We start from the raw sequence: 17,281 nt of genomic DNA, 5'->3' as shown, positions 1-17,281 counted from the left end.
AACGTCGTTCGCGAGCCGCCAAGGTCGTTCGGCGCTTCATTTTTTTGTGACGCAGAACACGTAAAAAGCAAAGATCGCCGCCGTCCGCTGGTCGATGGCCACGCTACGAAGCGAGTCGCTCTGGTCCTGGGCGCTACGGGCTCACGTCCAGGGTCTGTTTGAGCGGCAGTTCGCGGCTCGACGCGCCGATCATGAGCCGGTAGCTGCCCGGTTCTACGGTCCAGCTAAGGTCGCGATCGAGCGTGGCGAGTGTCTGCGCGGCGACAGTGAACGCAAGCGTGCGTCGCTCGCCGTGCTTGAGGTGAACGCGCTGGAAGCCGCGCAACGCGAGCACCGGCTGGGCGAGACTCGACTGCAGGGGACGCACATACAGTTGCACGACTTCGTCGCCGTCGCGCGCACCGGTGTTCTGTACGGTGACGTGCAGCGTCGTGGACTCGCCCGGTTTGATCTGCGTCTTGTCCAGCAGCGGATTGGAATACGCAAATGTCGTATAGCTCAGCCCGTAGCCGAACGGAAACTGTGCTTCGCCGCTGAGATTGTTGTAGTCATCACCGCGCCCGCTCGGCCTGTGGTTGTAGACCAGCGGCAGTTGTGCGGCGTCCAGCGGCCAGGTGATCGGCAAGCGGCCACCGGGGTTGGCATCGCCGAACAGTGTTTGCGCGACTGCCGTACCGCCGGCTTCGCCGGGGTACCAGACGGCGAGGATCGCATCCGCGTCGTCATGCCAGTGTTGCATCGTCACGGCGCTGCCGCCGACGAAAATGACGATGACCGGCTTGCCGGTCGCATGCATGGCATGAATCAGCGCTTCCTGGTCGCCGGGCAGATCGAGGCTCGCACGATCGCGGAATTCGCCTTCGTGGATGCCGGCGACGACGACGATCGCGTCCGCGTCGCGCGCGAGTTCGCGCGCCTGCGCGCGCCGCGTCTCGCCGTCGTCGCGCGTTCCGGCGTTCCACAGCAGGCGGATGCGACCGCCGCCGCGCATTTCGCGAAACTCGACGACGATTGGATGACGGCCGGTGTCGGTGAAGTCGACGTCGACGAGATCGCGATGGAAGGATGCCTTGGTCCAGCGATCGACGACCAGTTTGCCGTCGAGATAAAGACGGAAGCCGTCGTTGCCTTCGAGGCCGACGCGGTAGCGCCCCGCGGCCGGAGCGAGCAGCTCGCCGCGCCAGCGTACCGAGTAGTTGTCTGCGGCCGCCTTGGCGTCGGGAGGCGCCAGCATCCAATGGAAGTCGACCGCGGAATCGACGCGCTGCGCCACCGGCGCGCCGGAGAGTTCGGCGGAATCGAAAACGGCAGCCTGCAGTCCCGGCGCGCCATCGTGGCGCAGATGCGCGGCATCGACGGTCACGCAGTCGTCCGTGTTGCGGGCGCCACCCTGGGTGTAGAGGATCTTCGTCGCCTTGCCTGCACGCTGCTTCAAGCCGTCGAGAATGCTGATCGGGTCGATGCCCTTGCCGCTGTAGCCGCCGAGGCGGGCTTCGGTTGCATCCTCGCCGAGGACAAGCACGGTTTTCGGATTCGCCAACGGCAAGGTGCCATTGCGGTTCTTGAGCAGCACGAACGACTGCAACGCCGCCTGCCTGGCCAATTCGCGATGCGCACCATTCTGTAGCGGGCGGCGCGCCGCTGCTGCATCGACATAGGGATGCTCGAACAAGCCGAGTTCGAATTTCGCGCGCAGCACGCGCGCGACGGCATCGTCGATGCGCGACGCTGCGATCGAGCCGTCGAGAAACGGCGGCATGAACAACGCCGCCTGTTCGACCTGGGTCTGGAAGATCACGTCGAGGCCGGCGCCGATCGCCATGGCGGTCGCCTGCGCGTAGTCGCGCGCGGTGTGATGCAGTACGTTCGCGCCACCGACGGCGCCGGCATCGGAGATGACGAAGCCGCGGAATTTCCAGTCGTCCTTGAGCGTCTGCGTGAGCAGCCACGGATTCGCGCTCGCCGGTGTGCCGTTCACGCTGTTGTACGAAGTCATCAGCGAGCGCACATGCGCCTGCTCCACCGCCGCCTTGAATGGCGGGAAGTGCACTTCATCGAGCCAGCGCACGCTTTTCTCGATCGGGTAGCTGTCGCGGCCACCGTCGCCGACATTGGCGATGAAGTGTTTGGGCGTGGCGATGACATTCTCGGTTTCGATCGCCTGCATGAAGGCGCTGCCGAGCACCGTGGTCAGATACGGATCTTCGCCGTAGGTTTCCTCGACGCGGCCCCAGCGCACGTCGTCGGCGATGTTGACGACCGGGCCGAGTAGGTCGCGCAGGCCGCGCGCCTTCGCTTCGACGGCGATCGCCTTGCCGACCGCGGCCAGCAGCTTTGCGTCGAAGCTCGCGGCGAGGCCGATCGACTGCGGGAAGGCGGTAGCATCGTCGCGCACGAGGCCGTGCAGCGCTTCGTCGAACGGCAGCATCGGAATGCCGAGCCGGGTCTCGTCGACGAAGTAGCGTTGCATGGCGTTGATCCGGCGCGCCAGCGACTCGGCGTTTTCGTGCGTGTCGTAGCTCAGCATCTGTTGCGCGGCACCGCCCTGCGCCTCGGCGCCGACCTGCAGGCCGAAGATGCCGTGGGCGAATTGCGCGCGATTCGCCGGCGTGATTTCGCCCGGGACCATGAACAGCTGCCAGAACTTTTCTTCGGGCGTCATGCGCGCGAGCAGATCGGCGACACGCGCGTCGATCGGCACCTTTGCGTCCTTATACGGCGGCGCGGCGCCTTCCTGGCCAGCGTTCACCGGCGTCGCGATAACCGCGGCGAGCAGTAGCGCGCGCAATCTCATGGGCTGTGCGGCAGCGTGCGCAACACTTCGTAGCACGCGCCCATCGTGTGGTAGTCGGTCTTGCCCGCGGGACTCTTCTCGTCGCTGTACTTGCGGTTCGCGGCATCGAGAATGCGATACCACGCACCGTAGCGATGGTCGATGAAGTGCTGCCACGAGTAGGCCCAGAGCTTGTCGTACCAGGTCCAGTATTTTTCCTCGCCGGTGCGGGACGCGAGCAGCGCGGCCGCGGCGAGCGATTCGGCCTGCACCCAGAAGTACTTGTCGTCGTCAACAGTCGTATACGTGGATCCTTCCGCAAGAACCCGGCCATTCCCGGCCGGGCTTTTCAACAAGTAGTCAGGCGCAAAGCCGTAGACCATGCCGCCGCGCGCCTCGTCCCATGAATGCGCGAGAGCGGTGTCGAACAGGTGTCTGGCGGTCGGCACGAGCCAATCGATCGGGCGATGGCGATCGATGATAAGCAACAGCTTCGCCCACTCGGTCTGATGACCGGGCTGGAAGCCCCACGGGCGGAACAGGTGCTTCGGGTCGTCCTTGTGGTAATCCCAGTCGATGCGCCACTGCGCATCGTAGTGTTCCCAGACGAGACCGTTCGCGAGCTTCGCCTGGCGTCGCGTCATGTGGTCGGCCAGCGTCAGCGCGCGATCGAGATAGCGCACTTCGTTCGTCGCCTCGTAGGCGGCGAGCATCGCCTCGCACATGTGCATGTTCGCGTTCTGGCCGCGGTAGTCGGAAAAGTTCCACTGCGCGTCGGCTTCGTCGCGGTAGAGGCCGAAGGTCTCGTCCCAGAAATGTTTTTCGAGCAGGTTCCAGGTCTCGTCCATCCACGCGCGCGTCTCGGCGATGCCGGCCTTGTAGGCGGTCGCGTAGGCGAGCAGGACGAAGGCGAGGCCATAGCAGTGGTTGGTGCGGTCTTCGGGCTTGCCGTCGCGGATCGTCCACGCGTAACCGCGCGTGTTCGCATCACGATGCACCTCGCGCAGGTAGCGCAGGCCGTGCAGCGTGGCGTCGCGGTATTCCGCCTGGCCGAATTCACGCAACGCCATCGCGTAGTTGAAGACGAAGCGCGTGCTCGACACCAGGTGTCGGTGCGAGCGGTCGTAGATCGTGCCGTCGTCCTTGAAGTAGTGGAAGAAACCGCCGCCCGGGTCGATACAATGCGGATGGTAGAACGTCATCGTCTGGCGGATGTGCGCGAGCAGGAATTCCGTGCTGCGGAAATTCGGTGGGTTAGGCGTGTTCATGTCTGGCGGCGTTGCCGTCGAGCAGGGCTTGGGTTTGGGCGAGATCGGGCATCGCGGCGAATGCGCCGTGGCGCGTAACGGCGAGCGCGCCGACCGCTGCGGCGAAGCGCAGCGATTGTTCGAGCGCGTGCGCATCTTGCAGGAAGGTGGCGAGACCCGCAGCGTCGACGCCACGCCGCGCGAGATCGAACAGCAGGCCGCCGACGAAAGCATCGCCGGCGGCGGTCGTGTCGATCGCGCGCACATGGAAGCTCGGCACGCTGCCGCGGCCGGCGCGCGTGAACCAGCGCACCGGTGCGTCGCCGTCGGTGACGAGCACGAGCTGGGCGTGGCCCTGCCAAGCGCGTGCGAGCACGGCATCCTCGTCGCCCGTGTTTTGTGCGTTGCGTAGCGGCGCGGCGAGAAGTTCGAGTTCGCTGCGCGCGAGTTTGATGACGTCGGCCTCATCCAGCGCGGCCCACAGGCGCGGATGCGGATCGACGCGCGTGTCCCACAGCGCGGGCCGCCAGTTCAGGTCGCAGCTGACGATCGCACCGGCAGCGCGCGCGAGTCGCATGCCCTGCACGGTCGCCGCCGCGATCTCGGGCTCGGTAAGGCTGTTCGAACAGACATGAAAGCTCGCGAGGCCGTTGAAGCAAGCGTCGTGGAAATGTTCGCGGCGAAACAACAGGTCGGCCGCAGGCGGACGATAAAAGTTGAAATGGCGCTCGCCGCGCTCGTCGAGCGCGACGAAGGCGAGGGCGGTGTTCGCCGCATCGGTGCGCGCGATGTGGTCGGTGCCGACGCCGGCGCGGTGCAGGCTGTCGACGAGGAAATCGCCGAACATGTCGCGCCCGAACATGCCGACGAATTGCGCGTCGCCGCCGAGTCGCGCGACCGCAACGGCGACATTGGCCGGTGCGCCGCCGGCGAATTGATGGAACGCGCGCGGCGTGTCGACACCGTCGGCGGGCTTGGCGAGGAAATCGATCAGGGCCTCGCCGAAGCAGGCGATGCGTGTGCGTCGTGGGGTCATGTATGTGTCGGCGGGGGAGTGCTTTCGCGCACCTGCAATTGCGCGGGCGCAGTGGTCTGGTGGGACTTGGTCCGCGCTGCGCCGAGCTGGGCGAGCAGCAGCTGCGCCGCCTGGCGTCCGCGTTCGCGCGGCTGCGTGGCGATCGTGGTCAGCGGCGGTGAGGCGAGCGCGGCCTCGGGAATATCGTCGAAGCCGGTCAGGGCAAAATCACGCCCCGGACGCATGCCGCGTGCGGCGAGACCAAGCATAAGGCCGAGCGCGACGGCATCGTTGTAGCACACCGCTGCGGTTGGATGGTCCTTGCCTGCGAACAGCGCCGGCGTGTTCTTCGCCGAGTCGATGCGGCTCGGCGCCGTTTCGATCATCCACTCCTCGCGTACGCGCAGGCCGGCCGCACGCAGCGCCTTCTCGAAGCCGGCGCGGCGCTGGCGGCACGAGCTCGAGTCGGCATGACCACCGTAAAACGCGATGCGGCGGTGGCCACGCTCGATCAGGTGCGCGGCGGCCATTTCCGCGCCGCGCGCGTTGTCGAGGGCGAGGAAATTCCAATCGCCGCCTTCGAGCTTGCGGTTGAACACGAGCACCGGCAGATGCGCACCGAGCACCTGGCGCAGTTGCTCCGCGTCGCTGTGCTCGGCGGGCGAGAGGATCAGGCCGGCGGGCGTGTGCTCCATCAGCGAGGCGAGCACGGCCTGCTGCCGTTGCGGAGACTCGCCGGTGTTGCCGAGCAGAGTGACATAGCCTCTCGTGCCGAGGGCCTCGTCGACGCCGGTGGCAAACTCGGCGAAGAACGGGTTGGACAGGTCGTTGATCACGAGCGCGATCGCGCTCGAGGTGCGCCGGCGCAGGTTCGCCGCGCCGCGGTTGTAAACGTAGTTCTGCTTCTTCAGCTCCGCCTGCACGCGCGCGCGCGTGTCCGGGTGAACGAGCGGACTTTCGCGCAGCACGAGCGAGACGGTCGCGCGCGAGACGCCCGCACCGGCGGCGATGTCGCTGACCGTCGGCGTGCGTTGCGCGTTGCGGACTTTGGTTGCAGCCTTTTTCATGTCCTGTTCCCCCTGGCCCGGCGTGTTCGCATCAGCGCGTCGCGACGCCCGGGCAAGCCGCCGGCGGCAGATCGGCGGGATGCGTACCCCAAGCCGGTGCATTGACGGTCAGTGCGTAGCGGATCGTCGCGCCACGGCGCAGCGTAGGCCAGTCGACGAAGACTTTCGCCTGCGCATGGTCGTCGATTTGCGCGCCGTCGATGTACTGCAGCTTGCTGCCGTCCGCGCCGGGCGCATCGATCACGAGCGTCTTGCCGCCGTCGAGGTCGATCTCGGCATGCTCGAAGCGCGGCGTGTGCAGCAGCAGCTGGCCCGTACCCGGCATGCCGGGATAAAGGCCGAGCGCGCTGAACAGGTACCACGCCGACATTGTGCCGAGGTCGTCGTTGCCGGTGACCCCATTCGGACCGTCGGTGAACAATGTCTGCGCTGCGCGCAGCACGACCGCGGTCTTCCATGGCGCGCCGGTCAGCGTGTACATCCACGGACTGTGCAGGTCAGGTTCGTTGTTCGGGTTGTAGCGGAACTGGTTGTAGTAGTCGTACGCGCCCATGACCCATTCCTTGCGCGCGGCATGAAGCGGATCGGCAAGCAGCTTGTCGAGCGCGAAGAAGACGTCCAGACGTTTATGCGTCTCGTCGGCACCACCCATCGCCTTGATCAACGACGGCACATCCTGCTGTTCGAGCCACTGGTACTGCCACGCGGTGCCTTCGTGGAAACCGTCCTCGCTGGCTGGTGAATAGGGCTTGTCCTTTGGCGAGAACCAGGCGCCGTCCAGCGTCTTCGGCCGCGGGAAGCCCTTGAAGCCGCCGTGTTCGTTGTCGACGATCGAGGCGTCCCAGAGGTTTTTCCAGTTGCCGCTGCGCGAAGACCAGCGTTGCGCGTCGGCCTTCTCGCCGAGACCGCGGGCCATCAGCGCGAGCGAGCAATCAGCCTGCGCGTATTCGAACGTCGCCGAGGCTGCGTGCTCCTGGTCGACATCCATCGCCTTCTTCTTGCTCGAGGATTTCTCGTATTCGATGAAACCCTTGGCGATGTAGTTGGCGTTGCCCGCGCGGCCCTCCTCGCGCCAGGACGCTGGCGGTACGCTGTCGGCATTGCGCTTGAGCGCGGCGTAGGCGCGCTTGGCGTCGTCGCCCGCGAGCGCGCCGTACTTCCACAGATCGGCGAGGAATGGCGTGACCGGATCGCCGGTCATCGTGTTCGTCTCGTAGTTGGCATAACCCCAACGCGGCAGCCAGCCGCCCTGTTCGGCGATCGTCACCACCGTTCGGGCAATGTCGCGCGCGCGCTGTGGACGCAGGATCGCGAGCATCTGGTTCTGCGCGCGGTAGGTATCCCAGAGGGAGAAGTATTCGTAGTAGGTCCAGCCGTCGGCCTGGTGGATCGCGTCGTCCCAGCCGCGGTAGCGGCCGTCGACGTCGCTGGCGGTCAGCGGCTGCAACAGGGTGTGGTAGAGCGAGGTGGTGAAGACGACGCGATCTTCCGCCGTGCCGCCGCGCACGCGCACACTGGCCAGTTCCTTGCGCCAGGCGTCCTGCGCGCGTTGTTTGATCGCGTCGAAACCGAGCGGCTTGCCGTCGACGTAGCCTTCGCTGCGCAAATTGTTGCGCGCGCCATCGGCGTCGACGTGCGAGACCGCACTGACGATGGTCACTTCGCGCGAGTCTTTCGTGTCGAAGTCGAACCAGGCGCCGTTCGGCGCCTCGGCCGCGCTCGATTCCTTGGCGCCGGGCGTGCCCTTGAGCTTGTTCCAGGTGCCATAGGCCTTGAACGGCCGATCGAATTCGAGGCGGAACCAGGTCGTGTACGCGCTGCCGCCGCAGAAGCCGATGACTTCGAGCGAGCCTTCGACGCTGTGGTCGTCGACGATCCTGAGGTTGCTGTGGATCACGCGATGGCGCACCGTTGCCTGGCCGAGATTGACCAGCACGTGCGCCTGCGTGCCTTGGGCGAAGGTGTAGCGTTCGGCGCCGACGCGGGTCAACGCGCTCGTTTCCGCATCGATGCCGCCAACGTGCTGATTTGAATCGGCGGTCAGGCGCACCTTGTAGTAACCGGGCTTGCCGATTTCGCCCTGATGATCGAAGGCGGCGGCATAGCGCGTCTGATCGAAGGCTTCCGGATTGTTTATGTCGAACGTGGATTTAGCGCCGGCGCCGATCGTGCCTGTCACCGGCAGCACCGAAACGAGGCCGCCTTGCTCGAAGCACCCCGCGCCGGACAGGAAGAAGTGGCCGAAGCCGCGGATCTTCTTGTCGGTGTATTGCCAGCCGGCGTAATGCGAACCGATCGGGCTGACCTGGATCATGCCGAACGGTGCGGAGGCACCCGGGAATGTATTGCCTTCGTCCTGCGTGCCGATAAAGGTGTTGACCTGATCGATCGGATCCGCGCCCCCTGCATCGGCAGCAACGGCGGGCAGCACGAATGCGCCGGCGAGCAGCGATGCAAAAAATATACTTTTTCCGTTCATCATGATCCCGGGGCGTAGTTTCCTGACGAGCTTATGTTGGGCGCCATCGATCAACTCCCGCGCAGTGCCGCGACCAGAGCGCGCACGCGCGCGACGTCGGTCTGGACGAAATCCGGTTCCAGTCCCGGCAAGTCCTCGCGGCGCAGGCGCATGCCCGAGCGACGCGCGGCGCCGGCCGACGAATGGCATTCGGTCACACCTGTGCGCGTCACCAGTTCGCGCACGTTGTCGGCACTGACGCCGCCGCCGGCCATGATCGCGATGCGGCCGTTCGCCTGACGCACCTGGTGTGCGATCGCCTCGGCGCCCTGCAGCGCACTCGCTGCCGCACCCGAAGTGAGTACGCGCGCGCAGCCGAGCGCGATGATGTCTTCGAGCGCCGCGGCCGGATCGCGTGCAGCATCGAAGGCGCGATGGAAAGTGACATCGAGCTTGCCGGCCGCCGCGACCAGGCGCCGGCACAACGCGACATCGACGTTGCCGTCCGCGTCGAGCGCGCCGATCACGACTCCGTCGGCACCGCTGCGCACGCAGTCTTCGATGTCGCCGATCATGGCCGCAGCTTCGGCCTCGTCGTAGAGAAAATCGCCGCCGCGCGGGCGCACCAGCACATGAATCGGAATGCGCAGCCGTTTGCGTGCCTCGACCAGCGTGCCGTGCGAAGGCGTCGTACCGCCCTCGCGCAGGTTGGCGCAGAGTTCGATGCGGTCGGCGCCGCCTTCCTGTGCGGCGAGAGCGGAGGCGATCGAGGCGGCGGCGATTTCGAGCAGGGGCATGGTTGATCGAGGAGGCGGCAGGTCGGTAGGAAGAGCGGTCGTCGGACGTGTGCATGCCGTCGTGCGGCGTGCATCTTTGCGGGAAATCGGTTATTTCTTAATTTGGATCGATCCAAAGGACGCGATGGACTTTATCATTTTCGCGATGCAGGTAAACACTGCATTGCACCATTCGCGGAGTGACAAAGCAGCCTGGTCGATTCGAACGAAGAGGAATCCATCCGTGGAGTCACTGTGCGCCTGAAGTTGATACTGGTCCTTATTCCGCTGTTCATCGCGCTAGCGGCATCGACCGTCGCCGCGCAGAAAGCGCCATCCTCGCAGCCAGCCGCCGTCGATCCCGTCCAGCCTGCGCTCGCGCCGAACATCGAGGCCTGGCGCCAACTCGGCTTCGGCATGTTCATCCATTGGGGCCTGTACTCCGAGCTTGGCGGCGTCTGGCAGGGCAAGCCGGTGACGAAGGGCTATTCCGAGCAGATCCAGAGCTTCGCGAACATAGCGCGCGCGGATTACGCCAAGGTGGCCGAACGCTTCGACGCGGCGAAGTTCGACGCCGATGCGATCTGCGCTCTGGCCAGGGACGCCGGCGCGCGCTACATCCTCGTCACGAGCAAGCATCACGACGGCTTCGCGATGTTCGACACGAAGTCGACCGACTACAACATCGTCAAGCGCACGCCGTTCGGCAAGGACCCGCTCAAGCTGCTGTCGACGGCGTGCCGCAAGATCGGCCTCGGCTTCGGCGTGTACTTCTCGCTCGTCGACTGGCACGCGGGGCATGCGTTCGATCCGGACAACAACAATCCTATCCCGGCCTCGATGGAGCCGCTGATCGAGAAGCAACTGCGCGAGCTGATGACGAACTACGGGACCATCACCGAAGTCTGGTTCGACATGTCCTCGCCGACGCCCGAGCAGAGCCGCAAGTTCGCGGCGATCGTGCGCGAATTGCAGCCGCAAGCGGTGATCAACGGGCGCATCTGGAACAATGTCGGCGACTTCGTCGCGCTCGGCGACAACGAGGCGCCGCCGCCGGGCTTGCAGCCGCCGTTCGAGGTGCCGGCGTCGATCTACCACGACACCTGGGGCTATCGCAGCTGGCAGAAGCGCGAGGATGCCGAAGGCAAGACGCGCGAGCTCGTGCATGGCCTCGTCGAGGCGCGTGCGCACGGAGGCAGTTACCTGCTCAATATCGGACCGATGGGCGACGGCTCGGTCGTGCCGTTCGAGGCACAGGTGCTGCGCGGGATCGGCGCGTGGCTGCGCGCGCATCCGCAGGCACTCGATGTCGGTGCAGCGACGATGCCGAGCAAGGCCGTGGTCGCCGCGCCCAACGGATCGATACGCATCGCACGCGGTGAATGGTCCGCGGGAACGAGTTTCGGCTTCCGCAACGGCTACTCGACGCAATATCAGACCACGGTCGTGCTGTCGGCCGCGGTGTCCTCGCCAACGGCGCGCACGGTCATGCTGCACTTCGAAGGCGGCAGGTCCCCAGCTAGCGCGCGCTATCGCGTCGCGGTTGGCGGCCAGGTGCGCGATCAGGGCGAGGCGCAAGGGTTGTCCAACGATTTGGGTCCGTTCACGCTGCCCGCCGCGCAAACCGTGGCATTGACGATACGCCTGGCCCGGCCGGCATTCCCGGCCGACGATCTGGGGCTGGATTTCGACGCCGTACAACTGCTGCCCGTTTCGACCAGGAAAGAATCCACACCATGAATGTTTCCCGTCGCAGTTTTCTCGCCTCCATCGTGATTGCCGGCGCGGCGTCGCCGTGGGCACGCGCACGCGTTGTTGCCAGTGACGTGGTGCTGCCGCGGCCGACGCCGAGCCAGTTGCTCTGGCAGCGCGACGAGCTGGCGATGTTCGTGCATTTCGGCGTCAACACCTACACCGATCGCGAGTGGGGTCTCGGCAACGAGGACCCGGCGATCTTCAACCCGACCGCACTCGACGCGCGTCAATGGGCACGCAGTGCGCGCGCGGCCGGTGCGCGCGCCATGATCCTCACCGCAAAGCATCACGACGGCTTCTGCCTGTTCCCGACCAAGACGACGAAGCACTCGGTCGAGAGCAGCCCTTGGCGCGGCGGCAAAGGCGACGTCGTGCGCGAATTCGCCGACGCCTGCCGTGCCGAGAACCTGCGCGTCGGCCTGTATTGCTCGCCGTGGGATCGCAACTCGCCGACTTACGGCGGCGAGCGCTACAACGATTTCTACTGCGACCAGCTGACCGAGCTGCTCACGCGCTACGGCGACATCCACGAGATGTGGTTCGACGGCGCCAACGGCGAAGGCCCGAACGGCAAGCGCCAGAGCTACGACTGGCCACGCATCCACGCGCTCGTGCGCAAGCTGCAGCCGAATGCGGTGATGTTTTCCGATGCCGGTCCCGACGTGCGCTGGTGCGGCAACGAGAAGGGCATGGCCGGTTATCCGAACTGGGCGAGCGTCGATCCCGCCGCGGTGCCATATCCGGGCGTGGACAGTCCGGCAGTGACGAACGCGCTGCTGCACGGCGATCCCGCGGGTCGCGTCTGGCGTCCGGCCGAAGCCGACGTGTCGATCCGGCCGGGCTGGTTTCATCACGCAGCCGAGGACGACAAGGTCAAGAGCGTCGACGCTTTGAACGACATCTGGTTCAACTCGGTCGGGCACAATTCGAAACTGCTGCTCAACGTGCCGCCGACGCGCAAAGGTTTGTTCCACGCCAACGATGTCGCGCGCCTGCGCGAGTGGCGCGAGTCGCGCAATGCCTTGTTCGCGCACGATCTTGCAGCGGACAAGACGGTCGTGTGGAGAAAAACGGGTGAGCGCAGTGCGGTCGCCGAAATCGATCTCGGCAAGGCACATCCAGTCGGCATCGTACGCCTCAGTGAAGACATCGAACGGGGCCAGCGTGTGTCGAAGTATGTCTTGCATGGCGCGGCGGACGGTGACTGGAAGGAACTCACGCAGGGCGAAACGATCGGCGCCTGCAAGCTCGACCGCATCGCCTCGTCATCGTTGCGCCGGCTGCGCGTGACGATTGAAGATGCGATCTCGCCACCGTTGCCGTTGCGCGTCGCGGTGTATCCGACCACGGGCTGAGCGGCGCTGGTGCACGAACGGGAAGCTATTTCGATCCGCCCGCCTTGCGCCGGACTTCGTCGACCACATTGCCGTTCTCGCGCACGAAGATACGGTCGATCGCGCCGCCTTTCGGCGCCGAGAACTCGAAGCGCAGATCGCGTTCCTTGGCGAAGAATTGCGTCGGCGACAGCGCGAAGAGCGCAAGCGTGAGCGTGCCCGATGACAGCTTGAGATGCGATCCGTCCACGGCGATGTCGAGCTCGCCGCTTTGCTTGCTCGCGTAGCGGCCGGCGAGTTTTGTCAGCGCCGCGGCGGGGAGTTCGATCGCGGTGGGCGGCGCATACGGCACGCTTGCGTGCGAATAGCTGAAGACGCGACTCATGCGCCAGCGGCCGTCGACGTATTCCCACAGATCGTCGAACTTGGCTTGGCCGGTGACGTACTCGGGCTTGCCTGGCTCGGTGATGTAAAAGCGGTGGTCACCGACCAGCAGCGCGCGATTGCCGGCCATCGGATAAAGCTTTACCGAATCGGCGACCGCTTCGCGGCGCACGCGCTGGTCCGGGTTGCCGCAGATGTTCTTCTTGATCGATTCGACCAGCGCTGCGCGCGACTTCGTCAGCCCACCCTTGTCGTGATAGAACTCGATGTCGTCGGTGAAGTAGTCGCCGGTCGTGGCGAGGTCGCAGGTGTTGTAAGTCTTCCAGAACGCCTCGTCTGCAGCGCGTACCGCCGCTTCGACATCGCCCGATGGTGGGTCGGCACGCACGCCTGACGCGATGAGCAACGACAGGAGAAAAGCGGGGACGGTTTTCATGGCAGTGGGCTCCAGTTTGCGTGATCGAACGCCGCGGCATCCTATACTTCGCATACGGTCCCGGCACCCATTTGAAGCATGATTTCCGACGAAACCGATTCCGCGCCGACGAAACCGCTGTCGAAGCGCCTGAACAAACACATCGCCGAGACCGGCTACTGCTCGCGGCGCGAAGCCGACCGCCTGATCGCGGAAAAACGCGTGACGCTCAACGGCCGCCCCGGCGGCATCGGCAGCCAGGTCGAGGAAGGCGACGAAGTGCTGATCGACGGCCAGCCGCTGCTGCAGCGGCGCAGCGGCGCGCGCGGGCGCAAGCACGTTTATATCGCCCTCAACAAGCCGGTCGGCATCACCTGCACGACCGAGCGCGAGGTCAAGGGCAATATCGTTGACTTCGTCGACCACGCCGAGCGCATCTTTCCGATTGGCCGCCTCGACAAGGATTCCGAAGGCCTGATCCTGCTCACCAGCAATGGCGACATTGTCAACGAGATCCTGCGTGCGGAAAACAACCACGAGAAGGAATACCTGGTCGGCGTGAACAAGCCGGTGACGCCCGAGTTCCTCACCGGCATGGCGCGCGGAGTGCGCGTGCACGGACAGATGACCCGTCCGTGCAAGACCACGCGCATCGCCAAGTTCGGCTTCCGCATCGTGCTCACGCAGGGGCTCAACCGGCAGATCCGTCTGATGAGCGAAGCGTTCGGCTACCGTGTGACGCAGCTGCGCCGCGTGCGCATCGTCAACGTCAAGCTCGGCGCGCTCAGGCTCGGCCAGTGGCGCAACCTGACCGAGCAGGAACTGCGCGGACTGCTGCCGCAACGCACGGAGTGGTGAGCTTGGCGAAAGCGTGAGCTATTCCGCAGATTTTTTCGTGCGCATGGGCGCGCCGCGCAACATAATGCAGAAGGAGATTGGCTCGGCGGAAAACCGCCCGGTGTTCGTGCCCACAAGAGCAAGTCAAAGGGAAGGCGATCGATGCTGTCGAACCAGGTTCCGCAGAAAACCGACGCCGGCCGGCGCGAAATCGATTCGCGTGCGCACAAGCTCTCCTGGCAACTGCGCGCGCTGCTGATCGAAACCAACGGCGAACGCAGCGTGGCCGAGCTGACCCATGTATTCAAAACCCACGAGGCGACGGTCGCCGCGCTCGACGAGCTGCATGCGCTCGGCCTGGTCGACATTCCCGAGGCGCAGGTCGAAATGCCCAAGCTCGTCGTCGGCGAGGGCATCACGCCGCTGCAGCAGGCGCGGCAACTGCTCAACGACACTGCGGTCGGATCGGTCGGCGTGTTCGGCGGCATCGCCGCGTTCCGCTTCACGCTCAAGATTGAGCACTGCTACACCGCCGCCGAACTGCGCGCGCTGTTCCCCGACTACCGCAAACTGGTCGCGAAGGGCAAGGGCGCTGACTATGCCGACACGGTGCTGGTCCAGGTGGAGAAGTTGCTTGCGCAGGGTTGAGCCTTCTTGTTTCTGTAGGTCGAGTCGTTGCCACTCGCGATCCGGAGATATTGCGCGGCATTTCGGGCACACTTGCCATTCCGTTGAGCTGAGCGAGCGATCTCAAGCGTGGCAATGAAACCCAACTACCAGTACGACAAGCGCCAGCGCGATCTGGCCAAGAAGAAACAGCAGGACGAGAAGCGTCTGAAGAAACGCGCGAAAAACGATGCGGACGCCGCGCAGGAAAAGCCCGCAGATTCCTCCGCGGACGAGAACAAGGAATCCGTACCGAATTGATCAGCTCGGGCAGCGTCGTTGCGCGCGGCATCTTGCGCTGCGCGCGAGGTCGCGTGGGCCGGGCTTCGCGTTGAGCCCACGCAGAATCAACGCGCTAGCGTTTCGCCGACTTCTTAGCGTCCTTCTCGGCCTTTTTTTCCTTCATGGTCTTGGCCGGTTTTTTCTTCGCGTCTTTTTTCTGGTTCATGCCTTTGCTCATGTCGATCTCCTTGGGTTGTCATGGGTGACGCGGCGGATGTCGGAAAGCGAAGCTTGCGCCAGGTCGTGACAGCATGCAACGCGAGTCGCAGCGAAGCGAATGCCGCTCACTTCGCGCCACTGTCATTGCCCATCAGCGCTTGCCAGCCGGCGCGGCCGAGCTTGCGCAAGGTAGCGATATTGCGACGGTGGATTTCGTCCGGATCGAAGATCGATTCCAGCGCGCGTTCGATGCTCGATTCGCGCAGCAGATGCAGGATGGGGTAGGGTGAGCGATTGGTGCAATTCTCGATCGTATCCGCATCGGTGTCGGCAAATTGGTAGCCGGGATGAAAGCTGGCGACCTGCAATTCGCCCTCCAGTCCCAACACCTGCACCGCTGTTTCTGCCGCACCGAGAAAATCGTTGTAGTCGAGAAACTCGGTCAGCACGTGCGGATGAATCAGCAGCGTCGTTTCGCAAATTTGCGGATCGGCATTTTGCAATGCGACCAGTTCCTCGCATAAATCATCGAGCAACGCATCTTCGTTGTCCGCATGGCTGACGCAAAAGCGCACGCGCTGCTGCGCCAGGGGGGCGCGCGCGAACGGGCACAGGTTCAATCCGATCACGGCGCGCGCAATCCATTGTTCGGTGACGCGGATGACGTCCGCGTCCGCATTCGCGTCGGTTGAATTCGTTTGCGACGCAGGGGTGTTCATCGGATCAAATCCGTACCACGCGGAACTTGCGTCCCTTGATTCCGCCCGCGCGCAGCCGGCTCAGCGCCTTGTCGGCGAGGCTGCGCGCAACGGCGACGTAGGAACGCGTCGGGAAGATGTCGATCTTGCCGATTGCATCGCCCTTCAAGCCTGCGTCGCCGGTAAGCGCGCCGAGGATGTCGCCGGCGCGCAGCTTGTCGGTCTTGCCGCCGTCGATGCGCAGGGTCGCCATCGTCGCCGGCAAACCGTCCTTTGCCTTCGCATTCGGTGCAGACAATTTCGACCACTGCAGCTTTGCGTCGGGGTATTTTTCCAACTCGAGTTTTTCCAGTTCATGCGCGCGATGCATTTCGCGCGGCGTGACCAGGTTGAGCGCGAGCCCGGTCTTGCCCGCGCGCGCGGTGCGACCGATGCGGTGGCGATAACTGTCGATGTCATGCGGCAGTTCATAGTTGACCACCGCGGCGAGATCCTTGATGTCGAGTCCGCGCGAAGCGACGTCGCTGGCGACAAGCACGCGGCAGGAACGGTTGGCGAAGCGAACGAGCACCTCGTCGCGATCGCGCTGGTCAATGTCGCCGTGCAACGCGAGCGCATCGATGCCGTCGTCGCCGAGCGCTTCGGTCACGTCGTCGACATCGCGGCGTGTATTGCAGAACACGACAGTCGACTCGGGCTGGTGCTGCAACAGCAGCGCGGCGAGCGCGGCCGGCTTGCGCGCGAGGTCGATCTCGAAGAAGTGCTCGTCGATCTCGGGCTGCTCGACTTCGCCGGCGATCGTCACTTCCGCCGGATCGCGCAAGGTGTTGCGCGCGATCTCGCGGATCGCGTCGGGAAACGTCGCCGAGAACAGCAGGCTCTGTCGCGACGGCGGCGTCTTGCCGACGATCTCGCGGATCGCTTCCTCGAAACCCATGTCGAGCATGCGGTCGGCTTCGTCGAGCACGAGCGTGCGCAGCTTGGCGAGGCTGAGCGCGTGTTTGCGCAGCATCTCCTGCACGCGCCCGGGCGTGCCGACGACGACATGCGAATCCTTGCGCAGCGATGCGAGCTGCGGCGCGAGTGCGACACCGCCGGTCAAGGTCTGCACTTTCAGATTCGGGATGTCGAAGGCGAGACGGCGGATTTCCTTTGCGACCTGGTCGGCAAGTTCGCGCGTAGGGCAGAGCACGAGCGCCTGCGGTTTGACGAATGCCGGATCGAGGCGCTGCAGCAGGCCGAGACCGAACGCGATGGTCTTGCCGCTGCCGGTTGGCGCCTGCGCGATCAGATCGCGACCGGCGAGCATCGGCGGCAGGCTCTGCGCCTGCACCGGCGTCATCGTGGTGAAGTTCTGTGCGGACAGCGCCTTGAGCAGCGGCGCGGCGAGATCGAGCGAGGAAAAATCGGACATG

At 65.0% G+C, this 17,281-nt stretch carries 14 protein-coding genes; 5 read left to right on the top strand and 9 right to left on the bottom strand.

Going from position 1 to position 17,281, the window contains the following annotated elements:
* Positions 1 to 133 precede the first annotated feature (133 nt).
* From F455_RS0113645 to F455_RS0113620, 6 genes are read right to left on the bottom strand one after another with little or no spacing between them, the layout of a single operon-like run.
* Positions 134 to 2,794, bottom strand: a complete 2,661-nt coding sequence (locus tag F455_RS0113645; protein WP_018973862.1) for a beta-glucosidase — start codon at positions 2,792 to 2,794, stop codon at positions 134 to 136.
* Positions 2,791 to 4,041 carry an AGE family epimerase/isomerase gene (locus F455_RS0113640; RefSeq protein ID WP_018973861.1) on the bottom strand — a complete coding sequence of 417 codons (1,251 nt, stop codon included), beginning with the start codon at positions 4,039 to 4,041 and terminating at the stop codon, positions 2,791 to 2,793. Before F455_RS0113640 ends, F455_RS0113645 begins: the two co-directional genes overlap by 4 nt.
* Positions 4,028 to 5,056 carry a carbohydrate kinase family protein gene (locus F455_RS0113635; protein WP_018973860.1) on the bottom strand — a complete coding sequence of 343 codons (1,029 nt, stop codon included), beginning with the start codon at positions 5,054 to 5,056 and terminating at the stop codon, positions 4,028 to 4,030. Before F455_RS0113635 ends, F455_RS0113640 begins: the two co-directional genes overlap by 14 nt.
* Positions 5,053 to 6,102 carry a LacI family DNA-binding transcriptional regulator gene (locus tag F455_RS0113630; RefSeq protein WP_018973859.1) on the bottom strand — a complete coding sequence of 350 codons (1,050 nt, stop codon included), beginning with the start codon at positions 6,100 to 6,102 and terminating at the stop codon, positions 5,053 to 5,055. Before F455_RS0113630 ends, F455_RS0113635 begins: the two co-directional genes overlap by 4 nt.
* 31 nt (positions 6,103 to 6,133) lie before the next feature.
* Positions 6,134 to 8,584: a GH92 family glycosyl hydrolase gene (locus tag F455_RS0113625; protein ID WP_018973858.1), complete on the bottom strand. Its 2,451-nt coding sequence runs from the start codon at positions 8,582 to 8,584 to the stop codon at positions 6,134 to 6,136.
* A 47-nt stretch (positions 8,585 to 8,631) separates the two neighbouring features.
* Positions 8,632 to 9,357: a copper homeostasis protein CutC gene (locus F455_RS0113620; RefSeq protein ID WP_018973857.1), complete on the bottom strand. Its 726-nt coding sequence runs from the start codon at positions 9,355 to 9,357 to the stop codon at positions 8,632 to 8,634.
* A 234-nt stretch (positions 9,358 to 9,591) separates the two neighbouring features.
* On the opposite strand from F455_RS0113620, the gene F455_RS20910 reads away from it, so the two are divergent.
* Together F455_RS20910 and F455_RS0113610 are read left to right on the top strand one after the other, a co-directional pair.
* Complete coding sequence (locus F455_RS20910) at positions 9,592 to 11,076, top strand: alpha-L-fucosidase (protein ID WP_018973856.1); 1,485 nt, start codon at positions 9,592 to 9,594, stop codon at positions 11,074 to 11,076.
* On the top strand, positions 11,073 to 12,446 hold the full coding sequence (locus F455_RS0113610) for an alpha-L-fucosidase (protein ID WP_018973855.1): 1,374 nt from the start codon (positions 11,073 to 11,075) through the stop codon (positions 12,444 to 12,446). Before F455_RS20910 ends, F455_RS0113610 begins: the two co-directional genes overlap by 4 nt.
* A gap of 25 nt (positions 12,447 to 12,471) precedes the next feature.
* On the opposite strand, the gene F455_RS0113605 is transcribed toward F455_RS0113610, so the two are convergent.
* Complete coding sequence (locus F455_RS0113605) at positions 12,472 to 13,245, bottom strand: nuclear transport factor 2 family protein (protein ID WP_018973854.1); 774 nt, start codon at positions 13,243 to 13,245, stop codon at positions 12,472 to 12,474.
* 117 nt (positions 13,246 to 13,362) lie between these two features.
* Between F455_RS0113605 and F455_RS0113600 the strand changes: the two genes are divergently transcribed.
* The 3 genes from F455_RS0113600 (at position 13,363) to F455_RS22990 (ending at position 14,988) form a co-directional block, all read left to right on the top strand.
* Complete coding sequence (locus F455_RS0113600) at positions 13,363 to 14,082, top strand: pseudouridine synthase (protein ID WP_026293364.1); 720 nt, start codon at positions 13,363 to 13,365, stop codon at positions 14,080 to 14,082.
* 141 nt (positions 14,083 to 14,223) lie between these two features.
* Positions 14,224 to 14,709 (top strand): hypothetical protein, encoded by a 486-nt coding sequence (locus F455_RS0113595; protein WP_018973852.1) that lies wholly within the window; start codon positions 14,224 to 14,226, stop codon positions 14,707 to 14,709.
* Positions 14,710 to 14,817: 108 nt separating this feature from the next.
* A complete protein-coding gene (locus F455_RS22990; protein WP_157578805.1) occupies positions 14,818 to 14,988 on the top strand; it encodes a hypothetical protein in 171 nt (56 codons plus the stop codon).
* 305 nt (positions 14,989 to 15,293) lie between these two features.
* Here F455_RS22990 and F455_RS0113580 read toward each other — a convergent pair whose 3' ends face one another.
* Positions 15,294 to 15,887: a DUF1415 domain-containing protein gene (locus F455_RS0113580; protein ID WP_018973849.1), complete on the bottom strand. Its 594-nt coding sequence runs from the start codon at positions 15,885 to 15,887 to the stop codon at positions 15,294 to 15,296.
* Between the two features lie 4 nt (positions 15,888 to 15,891).
* Complete coding sequence (gene dbpA, locus F455_RS0113575) at positions 15,892 to 17,280, bottom strand: ATP-dependent RNA helicase DbpA (RefSeq protein WP_018973848.1); 1,389 nt, start codon at positions 17,278 to 17,280, stop codon at positions 15,892 to 15,894.
* Position 17,281: the final 1 nt, after the last annotated feature.

Source organism: Rudaea cellulosilytica DSM 22992 (assembly GCF_000378125.1).
Classification (GTDB): domain Bacteria; phylum Pseudomonadota; class Gammaproteobacteria; order Xanthomonadales; family Rhodanobacteraceae; genus Rudaea; species Rudaea cellulosilytica.
Note: the sequence above shows the minus strand (reverse complement) of the source record. Positions and strands in the feature narration are given on the sequence as shown.

Bases quoted from the DNA above. Each gene is read 5' to 3' on its own strand.
- F455_RS0113645 (WP_018973862.1), bottom strand. From the start codon at position 2,794: ATGAGATTGCGCGCGCTACTGCTCGCCGCGGTTATCGCGACGCCGGTG.
- F455_RS0113640 (WP_018973861.1), bottom strand. From the start codon at position 4,041: ATGAACACGCCTAACCCACCGAATTTCCGCAGCACGGAATTCCTGCTC.
- F455_RS0113635 (WP_018973860.1), bottom strand. From the start codon at position 5,056: ATGACCCCACGACGCACACGCATCGCCTGCTTCGGCGAGGCCCTGATC.
- F455_RS0113630 (WP_018973859.1), bottom strand. From the start codon at position 6,102: ATGAAAAAGGCTGCAACCAAAGTCCGCAACGCGCAACGCACGCCGACG.
- F455_RS0113625 (WP_018973858.1), bottom strand. From the start codon at position 8,584: ATGATGAACGGAAAAAGTATATTTTTTGCATCGCTGCTCGCCGGCGCA.
- F455_RS0113620 (WP_018973857.1), bottom strand. From the start codon at position 9,357: ATGCCCCTGCTCGAAATCGCCGCCGCCTCGATCGCCTCCGCTCTCGCC.
- F455_RS0113610 (WP_018973855.1), top strand. From the start codon at position 11,073: ATGAATGTTTCCCGTCGCAGTTTTCTCGCCTCCATCGTGATTGCCGGC.
- F455_RS0113605 (WP_018973854.1), bottom strand. From the start codon at position 13,245: ATGAAAACCGTCCCCGCTTTTCTCCTGTCGTTGCTCATCGCGTCAGGC.
- F455_RS0113595 (WP_018973852.1), top strand. From the start codon at position 14,224: ATGCTGTCGAACCAGGTTCCGCAGAAAACCGACGCCGGCCGGCGCGAA.
- F455_RS0113580 (WP_018973849.1), bottom strand. From the start codon at position 15,887: ATGAACACCCCTGCGTCGCAAACGAATTCAACCGACGCGAATGCGGAC.
- dbpA (WP_018973848.1), bottom strand. From the start codon at position 17,280: ATGTCCGATTTTTCCTCGCTCGATCTCGCCGCGCCGCTGCTCAAGGCG.